The organism is Fusobacterium mortiferum ATCC 9817 (genome assembly GCF_000158195.2).
Lineage (GTDB): Bacteria > Fusobacteriota > Fusobacteriia > Fusobacteriales > Fusobacteriaceae > Fusobacterium_A > Fusobacterium_A mortiferum.
In genome coordinates, this window is record NZ_GL987988.1 from 424936 (window position 1) to 442799 (window position 17864).

General features: G+C 28.6%; 14 protein-coding genes. 13 read left to right on the forward strand and 1 reads right to left on the reverse strand.

Annotation, left to right across the window (positions count from 1 at the left end):
• Positions 1–329 precede the first annotated feature (329 nt).
• The 3 genes from FMAG_RS13215 to FMAG_RS03070 all read left to right on the forward strand — a co-directional run bounded on the left by FMAG_RS13215 (position 330) and on the right by FMAG_RS03070 (position 6312).
• Positions 330–4865 (forward strand): autotransporter domain-containing protein, encoded by a 4536-nt coding sequence (locus FMAG_RS13215; protein WP_005883911.1) that lies wholly within the window; start codon positions 330–332, stop codon positions 4863–4865.
• A gap of 198 nt (positions 4866–5063) precedes the next feature.
• Entirely contained in the window at positions 5064–5768 is a 705-nt protein-coding gene (locus FMAG_RS03065) for a WG repeat-containing protein (protein WP_005883913.1), read from the forward strand.
• A gap of 55 nt (positions 5769–5823) precedes the next feature.
• Complete coding sequence (locus FMAG_RS03070) at positions 5824–6312, forward strand: hypothetical protein (protein WP_005883915.1); 489 nt, start codon at positions 5824–5826, stop codon at positions 6310–6312.
• A 64-nt stretch (positions 6313–6376) separates the two neighbouring features.
• On the opposite strand, the gene FMAG_RS03075 is transcribed toward FMAG_RS03070, so the two are convergent.
• Positions 6377–8341 (reverse strand): glycogen debranching protein, encoded by a 1965-nt coding sequence (locus FMAG_RS03075; RefSeq protein WP_005883917.1) that lies wholly within the window; start codon positions 8339–8341, stop codon positions 6377–6379.
• A gap of 131 nt (positions 8342–8472) precedes the next feature.
• Here FMAG_RS03075 and FMAG_RS03080 point away from each other — a divergent pair, with 131 nt between their 5' ends.
• From FMAG_RS03080 to malQ, 10 genes are all read left to right on the forward strand, one after another.
• Positions 8473–8922 carry a CAP domain-containing protein gene (locus tag FMAG_RS03080; protein ID WP_005883919.1) on the forward strand — a complete coding sequence of 150 codons (450 nt, stop codon included), beginning with the start codon at positions 8473–8475 and terminating at the stop codon, positions 8920–8922.
• 87 nt (positions 8923–9009) lie between these two features.
• The gene (locus FMAG_RS03085) at positions 9010–9330 is read left to right on the forward strand and encodes an HU family DNA-binding protein (RefSeq protein WP_005883921.1); all 321 of its coding nucleotides are present in this window, start codon (positions 9010–9012) and stop codon (positions 9328–9330) included.
• Positions 9331–9510: 180 nt separating this feature from the next.
• Entirely contained in the window at positions 9511–11076 is a 1566-nt protein-coding gene (locus FMAG_RS03090; protein ID WP_005883922.1) for a putative glycoside hydrolase, read from the forward strand.
• Positions 11077–11156: 80 nt separating this feature from the next.
• The gene (truB, locus tag FMAG_RS03095; protein ID WP_005883924.1) at positions 11157–12014 is read left to right on the forward strand and encodes a tRNA pseudouridine(55) synthase TruB; all 858 of its coding nucleotides are present in this window, start codon (positions 11157–11159) and stop codon (positions 12012–12014) included.
• A gap of 20 nt (positions 12015–12034) precedes the next feature.
• Positions 12035–13852 (forward strand): translational GTPase TypA, encoded by a 1818-nt coding sequence (typA, locus tag FMAG_RS03100; RefSeq protein ID WP_005883926.1) that lies wholly within the window; start codon positions 12035–12037, stop codon positions 13850–13852.
• Positions 13830–14702: an ankyrin repeat domain-containing protein gene (locus FMAG_RS03105; protein WP_005883928.1), complete on the forward strand. Its 873-nt coding sequence runs from the start codon at positions 13830–13832 to the stop codon at positions 14700–14702. Before typA ends, FMAG_RS03105 begins: the two co-directional genes overlap by 23 nt.
• Positions 14703–14756: 54 nt before the next feature.
• Positions 14757–15110 carry a hypothetical protein gene (locus tag FMAG_RS03110; RefSeq protein ID WP_005883930.1) on the forward strand — a complete coding sequence of 118 codons (354 nt, stop codon included), beginning with the start codon at positions 14757–14759 and terminating at the stop codon, positions 15108–15110.
• A 52-nt stretch (positions 15111–15162) separates the two neighbouring features.
• Entirely contained in the window at positions 15163–15366 is a 204-nt protein-coding gene (locus FMAG_RS03115; protein ID WP_005883932.1) for a hypothetical protein, read from the forward strand.
• A gap of 188 nt (positions 15367–15554) precedes the next feature.
• A complete protein-coding gene (locus FMAG_RS03120) occupies positions 15555–16340 on the forward strand; it encodes a TrmB family transcriptional regulator (RefSeq protein ID WP_005883934.1) in 786 nt (261 codons plus the stop codon).
• 9 nt (positions 16341–16349) lie between these two features.
• Positions 16350–17849, forward strand: a complete 1500-nt coding sequence (gene malQ / locus FMAG_RS03125; protein WP_005883936.1) for a 4-alpha-glucanotransferase — start codon at positions 16350–16352, stop codon at positions 17847–17849.
• Positions 17850–17864: the final 15 nt, after the last annotated feature.

Sequence of the window (17864 nt, forward strand, 5' to 3'; positions counted from 1 at the left end):
AAAACTAAATAGTTCAGATAGAAAAGAGATGATAAGGAGTCCTACCAAGATAACTTATCATCTTTTTTTATTTGTAAAAAATACGCCTTTTAGAACAAAAACGAATTTTAAGTTCTTTATCTTTATAAAACAACTCCAATTAATTTTTTTACTTTTCCTAATTTTAACATATTTTTTACAAAATTGCCATAAAAAATTTTTAGAAAAATTTTTATAAAAAAGTTTATGAGGATATAGAGATACTTATTTGTTCTAAAGAACGAATTTTTATTTAAATTACTAGATAGGATTTTACTTGAAATATAAAAAATTTGGAGGAATTTTAAAAAATGGAAAAAGAGTTAAAAAGGTACTTAAAAAGAAAGATTAGAATTAGTTTAGCTGTAGTTGTTAGTTTTCTAATTACAGGAAGTGTTAGTTTATCTTCAATAGTAAGTTCAAATGATATTTTGATTGAAAATGATAAATTAATATTAGGAAAATTAAGTGAAAAAATGTCTGAGAATATCCCAATATATGGTGAGAATATCCCAATAGATGAAAGAGGAAATGGTATATTAGAAAAAAGTTTAGTTAATACTGAAATTAATAATTCTGGAATTATAAAAGGAAATTTAGATGTTAAATACTTTAGAGATACTAGTTTAGGTAATTTATTTGTAACTATGGGATGGGGAAATGGTATTGTTCTTTATGCTCCAGATGATTTGAAACTTGATTTAGATATTTTAGTAAAGAATAGTGGAATGATATCAGGTAATTTTACAACCAAAGAACTTGGTTCAGACCACTTTTATTCAGGAAATGGTATTTTAAAAGATTACCCTATGAGAGCTAATGCTAATAATATAAATAAAAAATTAAATGTCTATAATGATGGAATAATTTTAGGAAATTATTCTGTAAACAGAGTAGTAGCTGAAGGGCTCAAACGTTTTTATGTAGCCTTTGGTAGTGGAAATGGAAATGGAGTGATGTCTGTTTTTGAAGGAAGCATAGACAAAATAGAAAATAATGGAGTGATAGGAGGAAAAATATATACTCCACTATTTGATTATAGTTTTTTTGATGGAAATGGGATAGCTGTGATGAATTTAAAAAAAGTAGATAACTTTGGGAAAATAACAGGAGAGAGTATATTAGTAAATTCAAAAGAAAATTTTGATGAAGAATACTGTAAAAATTATTACATTGAAGTTAAAGGAGCTGAACATGGAAATGGAATAGTAACACGGGAACTTTATAACTTCAATTTAAATAATAGTGGAGTAATTTCTGGAAAAAGTCAGGCAGAAAATGTTTATTCTGATAAATTAATATTAAACTCAATATTTGCTCCACTTTATGATGGGACAGGGAACGGAATATTTTTTTCTGACAGAGAAGAGAGTGATAGAAGAGGAACTGAAACTGGAATACCAATAGAGATTAGTAGTAATGGAGTAATTTCTGGAAATGCTAAATATGATGCTTTAACAGATGAAATTAATAGGACATCACATTACTATGGAAATGGAAATGGTATCGCATATTTAGCTTTTTTAACAACATCAAGTACTACTAATCATAATTATTCAACTGAAATGAGTATAAAAAACAGCGGAATGATAAAGGGATACTATAAAGGAGATAGAATTTTTAATACTCATGATATTAATGGGTGGGAAATTAAATTTACAGAGAGTAGATTTGCAAAACATGATGGTTCTGGTATAAACTATATGTCAGAGTTAATAGAAAATAGATTAGATATAACTAATAGTGGACTAATATCTGGAAACTCAGATAAAAAAGAAGATGAAAAAAATACATATAAAGGGTTTGGGAATGGGATAACATTATTTCCTACTTTATCAGCTTATAATTCTTATAATTATTGGGGTGGTTATGATATAAAAGCTGATTTTAATATTGAAAATAGCGGAGTAGTTTTAGGAAAAGACAGTGCTATATATTTAGATAGAGCAAATGTTAATAATTCTGGAATAGAAAATAAGGATGTAACTCTTGATATTAAAAACTATGGAATTTTAGCTGGGAAAAATCTAGTTTATGTTAATAAAACTCAAGATACTAACAAAGAAAATAAAAATGAACTAACTGACGAAGAAATAAAAAAATATATAGGACAAGGATTAGGAGTAAAATTAGATGATAATACCAATGCAACAGAGGTTGTTGTAGGAACTGGTGGAACAATAACTGATGAGGGAAGTTTAAAGGGTTATGAGATAAAGAACGTTTTAACTCAAGAGGAAGCATCTAAAAAAGAATTTGATAAAACATTATTATCATCAACATTGGATAAGACAGATAAACTTATTATCAATGGAGTTAATAAAGGACTTGAAGTAGATAAAGATTTAGAGCTATCTAACTCTATCTTAAACTCTTATGGGGTAGCTTTAACTGTAGATTCAAACAGTAATTTTACAGGAAAAGGAACAATCATAAATGGTGGAGGATTGAGAGGAGATTCAGAAGATACTACTAAGAAATATATAGCAGTAGAAGGAAAAGAAAACTCAGCTTTAAACTTTACTGAAAAAACACTAATAAATGGAGATATTGCTTTTATTGAAACTACAACTGACAGTAATAATAGTGTTGTAATATCAGATAGTTCATTAAATGGAAATTTATATGGAAGTAATGGAAAAACAGAGGTAGAAATAAGTAATAACTCTATACTAAATGGAAATATTGATTTATCTAATTCAAAAGAAAGTACTTTAAAAATTAAAGATAATGTATTGATAAATGGAGATTTAATAGGAAGTAATTCTTCCAATAAAGATAAATTAATTTTTGAAGGTGCTACTGGTATTAGTATTTTCAATAAAATTTCGGATTTTAGTAATATTGAGTTAGCACAAAATAGTGATGTTACTCTTTACGAAACAGCTGAGGTTACAGGAACTGGAGAAATTAAAATTGCAGAGGGAAATCAACTTAATTTAAGAGTTGATGGAAGTAAAAAAGATGAAAGTGGAAAGATAACAGGACATGCTTTAAATGATTTTAATGGAACTATAACAGGAACTACAAGCTTAAAACCAGGAGATAGTATTGAAGAAACAGGAACACCAATAGATAAAGATAAGATAGGAGTATTCAATATAGTTACTAACGGTTTAGGGGTAGACTCTGTAATAGATTTCTCAGGGACAAAATTTGATGAGGAAAATGTATGGATTAAGACAGACTCAATACTAGATAGTGCAGAGATAGATAAAGAAAATGAAACAGTAGTAATTAAAGGGGAAAAAGATTTATACTCAATAGATATTGATACTACTGTTGATGAGAAATTATATATTAAATTAAATGATATATATAAAGGAGTATATACAAGTGGAGATAAGAACTTTGATAAGTTGAAAGAGATTCTATATCTAAATCCAAATCTTACTCCAGAAGGAAATTATACTGCAGTAACAGATGAACAACAAATGGTAACTTTACTTGCTTATCTAAAACAAGTGTATACTGAAACTCCTTATTCATTCTCAGCAGAAGCAAGTAGAAAATCAATGAATATTTTTGGAGATATTGTAAAAGAAAATAACTTCAAGGCTAAAGATGGAGAGATAATAACATATGGTGGACTTACTCATAATAATGGAGAAGGAACAGATAAATATTATGGTAAAAATTATCATGGATTTGATATAGGTAGTGCAGATACAAAAGTAGATAGTAAGATGACAGGGGCTTATGGACAAATAGAAAAAGGTATAAGCGATAGTACATCAGTAGGACTAATGCTAGGAGGAAATAATAATAAAGTAGATATTGCAACATCAGATTTAAAAGGAAATTCTGCATATTTAGGTGGATATGTAAAACATGATAAAGGTGCATTTAGAGGAATAGCAGGAATAGGAATCCAATATAGTGATTGGGATAGTCATAGAAATACAATGAGTGATAGTTATAAGGAAAATTATTCTGATAGAGGATTAAATATCTATGCTGAAGGAAAATATACTAAAGAGCTAACAGAGGGATTATTCCTAGAGCCTAAAGTAGGAGTAAGTTATGACTATATAAAACAAGAGAGTATAAATGAATCAAAAGATAAGGCATTGGCTTTAGAAGTAGATGGAAAAGATTTTGATACATTATCAGGAAATGTAGGATTAGACTTAAGAAAAGAGATAGTAACAGAAAAAGGAAAACATAACTTAACAGCAGGAGTAAATTATACAAGAATTTTATCAGGAGCAGATGAGGATAACTTAACAGGAAACTTTGGAGGAAATAGTTTTGATATATTAGTACCGCAAAAAACAAAGGATAATGTAAGTGTTGGAATAAAATATGACATAGAGCTAGAAACTGGAGTTATGTTAGGAGCAAAAGTAAGTTATGATGTTCCATTTAAAGTAAGCCAAGATAATCACACACATAAAAATGAAGGAAGCTGGAGAGTAGGAGTTGGAATAGGATATAGATTTAATACATTAAATGATTTAAATCCAATGAATATAGTTTCAAGTTCAAAAAAAGATAGTAGTATAACTCTAAGAACAAAGAGCTACTTTGAATTTGACAAAGCCGAGTTAAATAATAATAGTAAAAAAGTTATTGAAAAGTTCTCAGAAGAAATAAATAGAGATAATCTAAAAGGGAAAATAAAAATAGAGGGATATACAGATAATGTAGGTAAATCAAGCTATAATGAAAAACTATCTTTAGAAAGAGCAACTAAAGTAGCAGAAGAGCTAAAAAAACAGGTAAAAAATAGTGATACAGAGTATGAGATACTAGGAAAAGGAGCAAGCAATCCAATAGGGAATAATGAAACAGAAGTTGGAAGAGCTAAAAATAGAAGAGTAGAGATAGAATTTCAAGAAAAATAAATTTTTCTAAAAAGGATTATTATATTTTAATAATACAAAATAGTGGGGATAATATGAGCATCTAGGGAAGATTTTGACTTTACAAAAGACTATATCATTAATAAATGGGAATATGATATAAGTTTAGTATAAGAAAAGCTGGAGTGATTTCAAAACTTCAGCTTTTTCTTTTGGTTTTAAAGGAAAGGGGAAGGTAAAATGATGTCGATGAGAAATAAAAGAAAAAGTAAAGTAAAATTATATATTCTTTTTTTATTATTAGCAGTGTGTAGTTTTATTTTTTATGAAAATAAAAAATTCCAAACTAGGATAGAAAATATATATTTTCAGAAAAAATTAGCAGGAGAAAATATAGAAAAAACAAATATAAAAAATATATTTTTAATTAGTGATGAAGATAAGTATATTCTTTATTTTATTAATTTTGATGGAAATAATAAAAAAATTGAAGATTTAAAAAGTGTTGGAAATATTAATTTTTCAACACCTATTTTAATTCAAAAAGATAGCTATGGATATATAAATAGAAAGGGAGAGGTGGTAATTCCACTTGAATATACAAAAGCCACAAATTTTAAAGATGGAGTAGCAATAGTAAAAAAAGGAAAATATGGAGTCATAGATGAGAAAGGAAAGGTATTATTACCTTTTGAATATGAAGAAATATTTTTAGGAGAAAAGAAAAGAGTAATCTTAAAAAAAGAGGGAGTATATTATACTTCAAATTTAAAAACAGCTCAAAAAATAGATGTAGATGAAATAACAGAAATAGCTTCTGGACAATTATTTTTTAAAAAAGGAAACGAGTACGGGATAATGAATATTTATGGAAAATTTTTAGTAAAAAGTAATAATATTGGTAATAAGAATTTTCATTTAAATAGTTATCCCAAAATAAATTAAAAAAAATATATAATAAGGAAAAAATATTTTAAAATGGAAAGTAGGAATTAGAAAAGTGGAAAATAAAGAAAATATATCAATTAGAATAGAAAAAAAATTTTATGATAATGGAAAAATAGAAAGAAAAATAGTATATAGTAATAATGTAAAAGAGGTTACTTATTATTATTCCACTGGAGAATTATTTTTTAGAAAGCTTGTTGATAATATTAATGAAGAGGAATATATTGAATATTTTTCTAAAAAAGGAGATACTATAACAAAACTTAAAAACAATTATAATAGTAATTATAAAATTATATTTGATATTAATAGTGGAAAATATTTGAAGCTAATAGAAAAGAAATTATATTATAATAGAAAGATTTTCTTTGGAAGAGTTAGGTATTATAGCGGAGTATTTTTAATAGAAGAATCCTATAACAGTGAAGGAGAATTAGATGGTATAAGTAAGATAAGTCATTATGAAGAGGGAATAATATCTGAGATAAATTGGAAAAGTGGTATGATAGTTTTAAGGAATAAAGATGATAAGAAAATATGAAAGAAATAAAGATTAAAAAAGTAAAAGAGAGGTCACTATATAAAATGATCTCTCTTTTTTACTTTTATTTACTTATTAAAATGATTGAACTTCTTGATTTAACAAGGTAAGATTTTTTATCTACTGGAGTAGGTGTATTAGAGAAGTTATATTTATCTTCTTTAGAAGTATCTACAAGTACATACCATTTTTTACCTTTTTCAAGAGGGGGTAATTCAAATTGTAAATCTCCATAGTAAGAGTTTAGTGCAATATAGAATTTTGTATCACTGTTTATATCCTTTAATTCAAAAGCTATACTTAAGGAATGATATGAAAAATCTGGAGAATGAAGCTTAGTTCCATGAAGGATAACATCACTTGCCTTACAATCATCACATTCCCAATAACTATCCTTTTTAAAGATAGAATAACTTTTTCTAAGTTTAATCATATTTTTAACAAAATTGTAGATATCTTTAAACTCTTCTGCTCTTTCCCAATCAAGCCAAGTTGATTTATTGTCTTGACAGTAGGCATTGTTATTACCATGTTGTGTTCTACCACATTCATCTCCCATTAAAAACATAGGAGTTCCTTGAGAAATCATAAGAATAAGGAAGAAGTTCTTAATCAATTTTTTTCTTAGATTTAAGATTTCTGTATTTTTAGTTTCTCCTTCTTCTCCCCAGTTGTATGAGTTGTTATGATTTTCTCCATCTCTATTATTTTCTCCATTATTTAAATTATGTTTTGTATTGTAACTAACTAGATCATAGAGAGTAAATCCATCATGGCAACTGATAAAATTAATGCTGTTGTATGGAGAACGGTTTCCTCTTTTAAAAATATCAGGGCTTCCTGAAATTCTCTTAACTAAATCTGAAATCTGCCCAAAATCTCCTTTGATAAACTTTCTAACTACATCTCTGTATTTTCCATTCCATTCACTCCATCCAGCAGGCATGTCTCCTACATAGTAACCACCTAAATCCCAGCTTTCAGAGATAAGTTTACAATGGGATAGAATAGGATCTTGAGCTATCTCATTAAGTATAGATTGACCTCCCCATTGTCCATATTCATCTCTTCCTAGGATAGGTGCTAAGTCAAATCTAAATCCATCAACTCCCATATCAAGATACCAATATTTTAATGAGTTTAGAATAATGTCCTTACTCATTACAGTGTTACAATTAAATGTATTACCACAGCCAGAGTAGTTAGTATAATTTTCTCCATCTTTTTCTAATATATAGAATCCACTTTTATTCATAGCTTTAAAGTTATATAGATGACCACCATTTCCACCTTCAGCAGTATGGTTATATACTACATCTAAAATGACTTCTATTCCATTTTTATGTAACTCTTTAATAAGTTCTTTTAACTCTACAACTTCATCAAAACTATCTAGATTTTTTTTACTAGAGAATTTTTTTGTAGGAGCAAAGAAGCTAATGGGATTATATCCCCATACATTTTCTAAAACCTTATTATGTGAATCATACCTACCAGTATATTCATCCCATTCATATACAGGGAGAAACTCTACTGCTGTAATTCCTAGTTCTTTTAAATAAGGAATTTTTTCCATAAATCCCTTATATTTTCCAGGAAACTTTACAAGAGAGTTAGAATTTTGAGTAAATAGTTTAATATGGACTTCATATATTATACTCTCACTCATTGGAGTATCAAGATGTCTCTCTTTAAAAAGTTCTTTTTTTACAGCGATAGATTTTTTATTTTTACACTCTTTGTGATTGGTATATGAAAAAGCGTAGGGGTCTAAAAGTTCAGGAGAATCATCTATTTTCCAAGAGTATATTACTCCTTCTTTAGCTCTCCTTAGAAAAATATGCCAAATATCCCCAGTTTTATTAATCTTTTCATCTAACTTCAAAGAGAGTGTTGGCTCTGTATTGTGGGCAAAATCATATATATTTAGAATAACGTTTTTTTTATTTTTACAATAGATACCAAAGTTAATTCCTGTATCAAGAACAGTAGCTCCAAGTACAGGAAAACCAAAATCAACACTATACATAATCTCTCCTTTTTTTATAAATACTTCTATAAATAAATTATATAATGTAGAAAATTAAAAGTCAAACAAAGAAAGAGTGCAAAAGCTTAAAAAAAGATGGTATAATAGAAAATAAAAAGAGAGGTGTAAAAATGAAAAAAGTTTTTATTGTAATCTTATTATTTTTTTTGAATATTCTCTATATAAATGCTGAAGATTATCAAGATATAATTTTGAGAAAAGTTAATAATTTCAGAGTAGAGAGTGGGCTGAAGCCATTAAAATTGAATAAGGAATTAAATAAAATAGCAATAGTTAAAGCAAAGGATATGGCAAAGGAAGAAAAGCTATCACATAACAGTGAAAAATTTGGAATGACTTTTAATCTTATTAAAGAGAAAGGGATAAGATATAGTGCTGCTGCAGAAAATATTGCAAGATGGCATGATACTCCCGAGTTTGTAGCTGATAGATGGATAGAGTCTAAAGGTCATAGAGGAAATATATTAAATCCAGCTTATGATGAAACAGGAATAGGGCTTGCTCAAGATAAAAATGGTAAAAATTATTGGGTACAGCTATTTATTAAGAGAAAAAAATAAAAAAATTAAGAAAAGTATTGTGTTTATTGAAAAAACGTGCTATTTTAATAGTAAGGGCAACAAATAAATGATTGGGAGTGATTTCAAATGACAAAAAAGGAATTTGTAGAATTATTTGGAGCAAAAGCAGAGTTAAAAACAAAAGTAGAAGCTGAGAAATTAACAAAGGCTTTCTTAGAAACACTTGAAGAGGTATTAGTAAAAGGAGATAGCGTAGCTTTTATAGGATTTGGAAAATTTGAAGCAGCAAAGAGAGCAGAAAGAACTTGCATCAATCCACAAACTAAAAAGCCTATGAAAATTGCTGCAAGAAAAGTTGCAAAATTCAAACCTGGTAAAAACTTATTAGAAAAAATGAATCCAGTTGTAGAGAAAAAAGCAGCCAAAGGAAAAAAGAAAAGTAAATAAATAATAGAAGTTAATAAAAAAATGAAGTAGAAAGAGAAAATTTTACTGCAGTACTCAGTGCTAAATAGTAATGGGTAAAAGTAGAGTTTTCTCTTTTTATATTATAGAAAATTCAAACTAGATATTTTTTGAAAAATAGTATAAAATATCAGAGTATAGTATAACAAAAAGGGAGATAATATGAGAGAAAATAAGAAATTTATGATTAGCATACTTGGAGTCATAGCACTATATATAGTAACTATTACTACTACAGCTGGAATAACTAGAGACATTGGTAAAAATAATACAAATATTATGGTAGAGCAAGATATAAATAAACAAGCAACAGATGTAAATGTAGTTGAAAAACAAGAGGAACAGGTACTACCTTTAAAGGAGATAAAAATACCAGAAAAAGCACCTAAAAAGATTTTTGCTTATACGATAAATATTAAAACTCCTATCTATGCTGAACCTGATGGAAAAATACAAAAGGATAGCTTGAAAAAAGCAGTAAAGGTGGAAGTTTTAGAAGAAAAAATAGTAGAAACTCCAAAGGAAATAAAAATAAAAAAAGAAGATGGGACTTATGAGACAAAAACTAATATTGAAAAAAGTTATTGGAGAAGAATAACTTATGGAAAAAATAATGAGATAAGAGAAGGATGGATAAGAACAGGAAGCTTGACTGAGGATATACATAAGGTAATACCATCTAACTTAAAAAATATAGATTTTACTCCTGTCCCTAAAAAAGAGTATGTAAATAATCCTAGAATTGATGTTAAAGGGATATATTTAACAGTAAATACAGCTTCATCAACAAAAAGAATGGATGAGTTGATAGAGCTAGCTAAGAGAACAGGGATAAATGCCTTTGTAATAGATGTCAAAGAGGATTTTGGAAAGATGTTATTTAAAACAGAGGCAGAATTAAAGTATATAGGTAAAAATGATAAGAGATATCCTATAAATGATATACAAGCTTTTATAAAAAAATTAAAAGACAACAATATATACGCAATAGCTAGAATAGTATCTTTTAAAGATCCTACTTATGCAGCAAAGCATCCAGACAAAGCTATTATAAAGAGAGCTACTGGAAAACCTTTCACTAATAGTGATGGAGTAATATGGGTATCCCCTCATGATAGATATCTATGGGAATACAATATAGCTGTGGCAAAGGAAGCTGCTAAGGTTGGATTTAATGAGATACAGTTTGACTATGTGAGATTTCCAGCTTCAAATGGAGGGAAACTTGATAAGGAATTAGATTATAGAAATAGTACTGGGGAATCAAAACCAGAAACTATTCAAAAATATCTAAAATATGCTAGAAAAGAGTTAGAACCATTAGAGGTATATATATCAGCAGATATCTATGGACAAGTACCAAGTTCAGATGATGATATGGGGCTTGGACAGCACTGGGAAGTAATAAGTAATGAGGTAGACGTAATCTCTCCTATGGCATATCCTAGCCATTATGGAAGGGGAGTGTATGGAATACCTGTACCTGATGCAGAGCCATATAAGACTATCTATCATACAACATTAGATGGAATAAATAGAAATTATAACTTAACTTATCCATCTCAAATCAGACCTTGGTTACAAGCTTTTACTGCTAAGTGGGTAAAAGGATATATTCCTTATGGTAAAAAAGAGATAGAAGCTCAGGTAAAAGCTTTAGAGGATTTAGGAATAAATCAATACTTATTGTGGAGCCCAAGCAATAGATATGGAATTGTAGAAAAATAGTTAGATAGAATAAAAAACTATTTTAAAAATCAGTAATATATGGTACAATATGAAATAGTTCTAATATAGGAGTTGAAAGTTTGGAAGGAATAATCAATATAAATAAACCTAGTGGAATTACATCTTTTGATGTGATAAGAGTATTGAGAAGAGTATTAAAAGAGAAAAGAATAGGACATACAGGAACTCTAGATCCGTTAGCTGAAGGAGTCTTAGTGGTGTGTTTAGGAAGAGCTACTAGATTAGTTCAAGATATAGAGGGATATTCTAAAATATACACTGCAGGTTTTGAGCTAGGGTATAGGACAGATACCTATGATATAGAGGGTAAAACTATAGAAGAATCAGAGAAAAAGTCTGCCACTAGAGATGAGCTAGATATAGTTTTAAAAAAATTTATAGGGGATATAAAGCAGATACCACCTATGTATTCAGCTCTTAAAGTAGATGGACAAAAGCTCTATGACTTAGCAAGAAAAGGTATAGAGGTAGAGAGAAAAGCTAGAGATATACATATTGATTTTATTGAAGTTTTAGAGTTTGATGGAGTAAAGGGAAAAATTAGATGTGGTGTTTCGAAAGGAACATATATACGTTCTCTAATAGATGATATGGGAAGAGAGCTAGGGACTCTAGCTACTATGAACTCATTAGTTAGAGAAAAGGTAGGAGATTCTAGTATAGATAAAGCATTTACTCTTGAGGATATAGAGAGATTACACAATGAAGGAAATAGTAGCTTTCTTCAAAGTGTAGAAGAGTTTTTTACCTACCCTCAACTAGAGATTGAAGAGGGGAAAAATCTTACTCTATTTTTAAACGGAAATACTATCAGACATCAAAGTCCAAATGGTAGATATAGAGTTTATTGTCAAAATAAATTCTTAGGTTTAGCAAATGTAAATAACAATTTATTAAAAGGGTATAAATATTTTTAACCCTAAAGGAAGGAAGAATAATGAAAATAAAAAACATAGCAATTATTGCCCATGTTGACCACGGTAAAACAACACTAGTGGACTGTCTTTTAAGACAAGGGGGAGCTTTTGGTTCTCACGAATTAGAAAAAGTAGAAGAGAGAGTAATGGACTCTAACGACATTGAAAGAGAGAGAGGAATAACTATCTTCTCTAAAAATGCCTCTGTTAGATACAAAGATTACAAAATCAACATTGTAGACACTCCAGGACATGCTGACTTTGGAGGAGAGGTACAAAGAATTATGAAAATGGTTGACTCTGTTGTACTTCTAGTAGATGCTTTTGAGGGACCAATGCCTCAAACTAAATATGTTCTTAAAAAAGCTTTAGAGCAAGGACATAGACCAATAGTTGTAGTAAATAAAGTGGATAAACCAAATGCAAGACCAGAAGATGTATTATATATGGTTTATGAGCTATTTATTGAATTAAATGCTAATGATTTACAACTTGAATTCCCAGTTGTATATGCTTCAGGAAAAGGTGGATTTGCTAAGAGAAACTTAGAAGATGAAAGTTCTGATATGACTCCACTATTTGAAACTATCCTTGAGCATGTAGAGGATCCAGAGGGAGACGACAATAAACCTATGCAATTCTTAATAACAAACATAGCTTATGATAACTATGTTGGAAAGTTAGCAGTAGGAAGAATCCACAATGGTATCGTAAGAAGAAACCAAGATGTTATGCTTATAAAAAGAGATGGAAAGATGATAAAAGGAAAAATCTCTGTACTTTATGGATATGAAGGATTAAAAAGAGTAGAGATTCAAGAGGCACATGCTGGAGATATAGTTTGTATAGCTGGTATAGATAATATAGATATTGGAGAGACATTAGCTGATGTAAATGAGCCAATAGCTCTACCATTAATAGATATAGATGAGCCAACTTTAGCTATGACATTTATGGTAAATGATTCTCCATTTGCTGGAAAAGAGGGAAAATTTGTAACTTCAAGACATATTTGGGAAAGACTTCAAAAAGAGTTACAAACTAACGTAAGTATGAAAGTAGAAGCAACTGATACTCCAGATGCATTTGTTGTAAAAGGAAGAGGAGAACTTCAACTTTCTATATTACTAGAGAATATGAGAAGAGAAGGATTTGAAATTCAAGTATCTAAACCAAGAGTTCTTATGAAAGAGCAAGATGGAAAGAGACTTGAGCCGATTGAGATGGCACTTATAGACGTAGATGATAGCTACACAGGAGTAGTTATTGAGAAAATGGGTATAAGAAAAGGGGAAATGGTATCTATGATACCTGGAACTGATGGATATACTCGTTTAGAGTTCAAAGTACCAGCAAGAGGACTTATTGGATTTAGAAATGAATTCTTAACAGATACAAAGGGAACAGGAATATTAAACCACTCTTTCTACGATTATGAGCCACATAAGGGAGAGATTCCTACAAGAAGTAGAGGAGTACTTATTGCAACTGAGCCAGGAGTAACTGTAGCTTATGCATTAAACAATATTCAAGATAGAGGAACTCTATTTTTAGACCCAGGAATTCCTGTATATGAGGGAATGATAGTTGGAGAGCACAGCAGAGAGAATGACCTTGTAGTAAACGTATGTAAAACTAAAAAACTTACAAATATGAGAGCTGCAGGAAGTGACGATGCTGTAAAATTAGCTCCACCTAGAAAATTTACTTTAGAGCAAGCATTGGATTATATAGCTGATGATGAGCTTGTAGAAGTAACTCCTGAGAACATCAGATTAAGAAAGAAATATCTGAAAGAGGGAGAGAGAAGAAAATATGAAAAGAGAAATGAAGAGTAGTATTTTTAAAGGTATAATTTTTCTTACTCTAATAGTGATATTAAGTGGTTGTACTCTTTTTCAAAAAAAGAGTACTATCCCAACAATAGAGCAAGTATATAGTAGTATATTATTAGATGATGCTTATAGATTAAATAAATATTTAATAGATGGTTTTCCATTAAATTATGAAAATAGTGATGGAAAAAATCTACTTGTAATAGCATTAGAAAATAATAGTCTAAATTCAATAGATATTTTATTAAATAAGGATATTGATAAAAATAAAAGGGATAACTTTGGAAAAACTCCAATTTTTTATGTAAGAAGCTTTGATGCTTTAAAAAAACTTTGTGAGGATAAAGCTGAGTTAAATGTCTTAAATAATCAAGGGGAGCCACTATTTATCTACTTCTTAAAAAATAAGCCTATATCTTATTCTGAATATATTATCACTCAAAATATAGATTTTCAATTGAAGGATAAAAATGGTTGGAGTGCTATGTTTTGGAGTGGAATAGTTGGGAATCCTGAGCTCATTAGAAAGATGAATGAAAGAGGGGCAAACTTTTTAGAGGTTGATGAGAGAGGTAACTATCCTATATACTATGTCTATGACGAGAAGAATCTAATGGAGCTTTTAAATATAAAAGGTTATGATTTAAAAAAGAGAAATCTCAATAGAGAGAATATATTAGGAGAAGTTTATTTAAGAGCAGTAGCTAATGGCTTTACTGATGTTATAAAAAGAGTGTTAGAACTAGGTGTAAATCCTAACTATGCTTCTTATGGAGATAATGCTATCTCAATAGCTAAAGAAAATAAAAATAGTGAAATGATAAAATTTTTAAATGACAACGGTATAAAATAAGAATTTTAAAAAACTGAAAAATAATTGTAGAATGTAGTAGAGGAGGTGTTAAAGATGAGATTAAAAAAGATATTGATGTTGTTTATTTTTATATTTTCATTGATGATGACAAATCTATTTAACTCTCATAATAAACCACCTCTATTAGAAAACAGAGCTACACAAAATATTGTAATTTTAGCAGAAAATAATTCTAATCCTCAAGAGATAATACCATTAGATTTATCATTAGGAGATAATCACAACTTTATAGTAGATTACTACAAAGATATGATACCATTGCTTATAGAGATGGTATTGACAGTTTTAACTATCTATGTAGTTAAAGAAAAGTTTTTTAGATATCGAAAAGAGCGAGGATTAGCAGGAATAATACTCTGGGATAAAAAAAGAGTATTACGTAATTAAAAACTTCCATTTTAAAAAAATAAATATTATAGAATTAAAATGGAGGATAAATATGTTAACAGTAAAAGAGAGATTAGAATTAGATGAGTTAGAAAAAATGAATAAAGATTTTAGTAAAAGTGATAATAAAGAGCTTGAAGATAATTATGTGTATGACAATAGATTAGGAGCATTATTACTTTTAGTTTCATATTGTGGAATAGGAGTTTTTATTCTTTATAAGATAGCTGAGTTATTACTTCAAAAATTAAGCTAAAAAAATATAAACTATGGAGTTATTATATTAAAAATATAATATCTTCATAGTTTTTTTTATTTTCACAACTATAAAAAAACAAAATTTCCTATAAAAATATATTTTTTCTTGAAAATAAACAAAATAAGGAGTATAATGATAAATGAAAATAGTAGTTCGATAAAAAACTACTAATGTGGGGGATTAAATTGGAAAAAATAGTAAATAGATTAATAAAGGTAGGCTTTTCTAAAACAGAAGCAATAATATACATAACTTTATTAAGGATTGGGAAAGCTAATGGATATAGGCTAGCGAAGGAGTTAGAGCTATCAAAATCTACTATTTACCAATCTCTTGAAACAATGTATAGAAATGGATATATTTTATTGATACCAAATAGTAGTAAAGAGTATGAAGCTAAAAACCCAGAATTACTATTTGAAGAGATAGAGAGACTTTTTTTTGAAAACTCCTTAAACCTAAAAAGGGATTTAAAAAAAATAGAGAATCCAATAAAAGAAAATTATTTCTATAAATTAGAGGATAATGAGAAAATAAAAGCAACATTGAAGAATATAATAAAAAACTCTAAAAAAGAAATATATCTTAATACAGATTTTGATTTACAGGAGATAAGAGAGGATTTAAAAAACGCAATAGATAGAGGAGTAAGAGTAATAGCTTTCTGCTTTAATAAATTAGATAATATGGGATTGAGAATAGAGATATATCATAAAAGTAAAGAGAAAGAAAGTTTCAAAAATCCTAGTAGAATAATGTTAGTTGCTGACCTTAATAAAAGTTTAGTAGTGACAAAAGTTGGAGATAAAATCAGTGGATTTTATACTGATAATCAAGTATTTATAAATATAATATCGGAGCATATACATAGTGATATATATATGGCAAAGTTAGCCCAAATTTATGAGGAGACTTTTAATGAAAAAATAAAGATAGATACTCTTCATGAAAAAAGGAATTTTATAGTATAAGGAGGAAAGATGTTTGAAAGAAGTAGTGGAGTATTGATGCATATATCATCATTACCTAGTGAATATGGAATAGGAGACTTTGGAAAAAAAGCCTATGAATTTGTAGACTTTCTAAATGAAACAGGACAAAAACTATGGCAGATACTTCCACTAGGTCCAACAGGTTATGGAGATTCTCCTTATCAATCTTATTCAGCCTTTGCTGGAAATTTTCTTTTCATAGATATGGAAGAATTTGTAAGAGAGGGATATACAGCAGATGAAAATCTTATTCCTTTAAAAAAAATAAATTATGATGATAATTTAGACTATGAGCAAGTAAAATATGAGAAGGAAAAACTTTTAAAAGTAGTATTTGAAGAGTTTATGAAAAGAGAGGACTCAAAAGAGGAGTATAAAAAGTTTATTAATAAAAATAGTTATTGGTTAGAGGATTATGCTCTATATATGGTACTAAAAGATAAATTTAACGGATTACCTTGGCAACAGTGGAGTAAAATCTATAAGAATAAAATTAGAAAAAAATTTGAAAAAGATATAATTGAAGAAAAAATGCTTGAATATTATAGATTTTTGCAATATACTTTCTATAAGCAATGGAAGAGATTAAAAGAATATGCTAATAGTAAAGGTATAAAAATAGTTGGAGATATTCCTATCTTCGTTGCAACAGATAGTGCAGATACTTGGAGTAATCCTGAGATGTTTCAATTTACAGAATCAGGAGTTCCTAAAAGAGTAGCTGGTTGTCCACCAGATTATTTTAGTAAAACAGGACAATTATGGGGAAATGTTCTCTATGATTGGAAAAAATTAAAAAAAGATAATTATAAGTGGTGGATAGATAGAATAAGATTTTGTTTTGAAATATATGATATTGTAAGAATAGACCACTTTAGAGGTTTTGAATCATATTGGAGTATCAAATATGGAGAGAAAACTGCTATCAGAGGGCATTGGGAGAAAGGACCTGGAATAGAGCTATTTAGAACTATTGAAAAAAGATTGGGAAAACTTCCAATAATAGCTGAAGATTTAGGGCTTTTGACTCCACAAGTTAAAAAGCTTCTAAAAAGAACAGGGTACCCTGGTATGAAAATATTAGAGTTTGCTTTTGATAATGAGGATAATGATTACTTACCGCATAAGTATGAAAAAAATTGTGTAGCATATATGGGAACACATGATAATGATACTGTTGTCGGTTGGTATGAAAATTTAAGTCCAGAAACTAAAAATAGATGTGATGAGTATCTTAAAAAATGGCTCTTGGAAAGAGACAGAAATTATTGGAATCCAATAGAGTGGAGAGGAATAGAAACTCTTTGGAGCTCAGATGCCCAAATGGTAATAATTCAGATGCAAGATTTACTTGGATTAGGAAGTTTTGCAAGAATGAATACTCCATCTACAGTTGGAATAAACTGGAAATGGAGACTTCAGGAAAAAGATTTAACTGAAGATATAAAAGAGAGATTAAAAGAGATAACAAAATTATTTAATAGATAAAATAAAATATTAATG

Bases quoted from the DNA above. Each gene is read 5' to 3' on its own strand.
- typA (WP_005883926.1), top strand. From the start codon at position 12,035: ATGAAAATAAAAAACATAGCAATTATTGCCCATGTTGACCACGGTAAA.
- FMAG_RS03075 (WP_005883917.1), bottom strand. From the start codon at position 8,341: ATGTATAGTGTTGATTTTGGTTTTCCTGTACTTGGAGCTACTGTTCTT.
- FMAG_RS13215 (WP_005883911.1), top strand. From the start codon at position 330: ATGGAAAAAGAGTTAAAAAGGTACTTAAAAAGAAAGATTAGAATTAGT.
- FMAG_RS03065 (WP_005883913.1), top strand. From the start codon at position 5,064: ATGATGTCGATGAGAAATAAAAGAAAAAGTAAAGTAAAATTATATATT.
- FMAG_RS03110 (WP_005883930.1), top strand. From the start codon at position 14,757: ATGAGATTAAAAAAGATATTGATGTTGTTTATTTTTATATTTTCATTG.
- FMAG_RS03105 (WP_005883928.1), top strand. From the start codon at position 13,830: ATGAAAAGAGAAATGAAGAGTAGTATTTTTAAAGGTATAATTTTTCTT.
- malQ (WP_005883936.1), top strand. From the start codon at position 16,350: ATGTTTGAAAGAAGTAGTGGAGTATTGATGCATATATCATCATTACCT.
- FMAG_RS03085 (WP_005883921.1), top strand. From the start codon at position 9,010: ATGACAAAAAAGGAATTTGTAGAATTATTTGGAGCAAAAGCAGAGTTA.
- FMAG_RS03080 (WP_005883919.1), top strand. From the start codon at position 8,473: ATGAAAAAAGTTTTTATTGTAATCTTATTATTTTTTTTGAATATTCTC.
- FMAG_RS03115 (WP_005883932.1), top strand. From the start codon at position 15,163: ATGTTAACAGTAAAAGAGAGATTAGAATTAGATGAGTTAGAAAAAATG.
- FMAG_RS03090 (WP_005883922.1), top strand. From the start codon at position 9,511: ATGAGAGAAAATAAGAAATTTATGATTAGCATACTTGGAGTCATAGCA.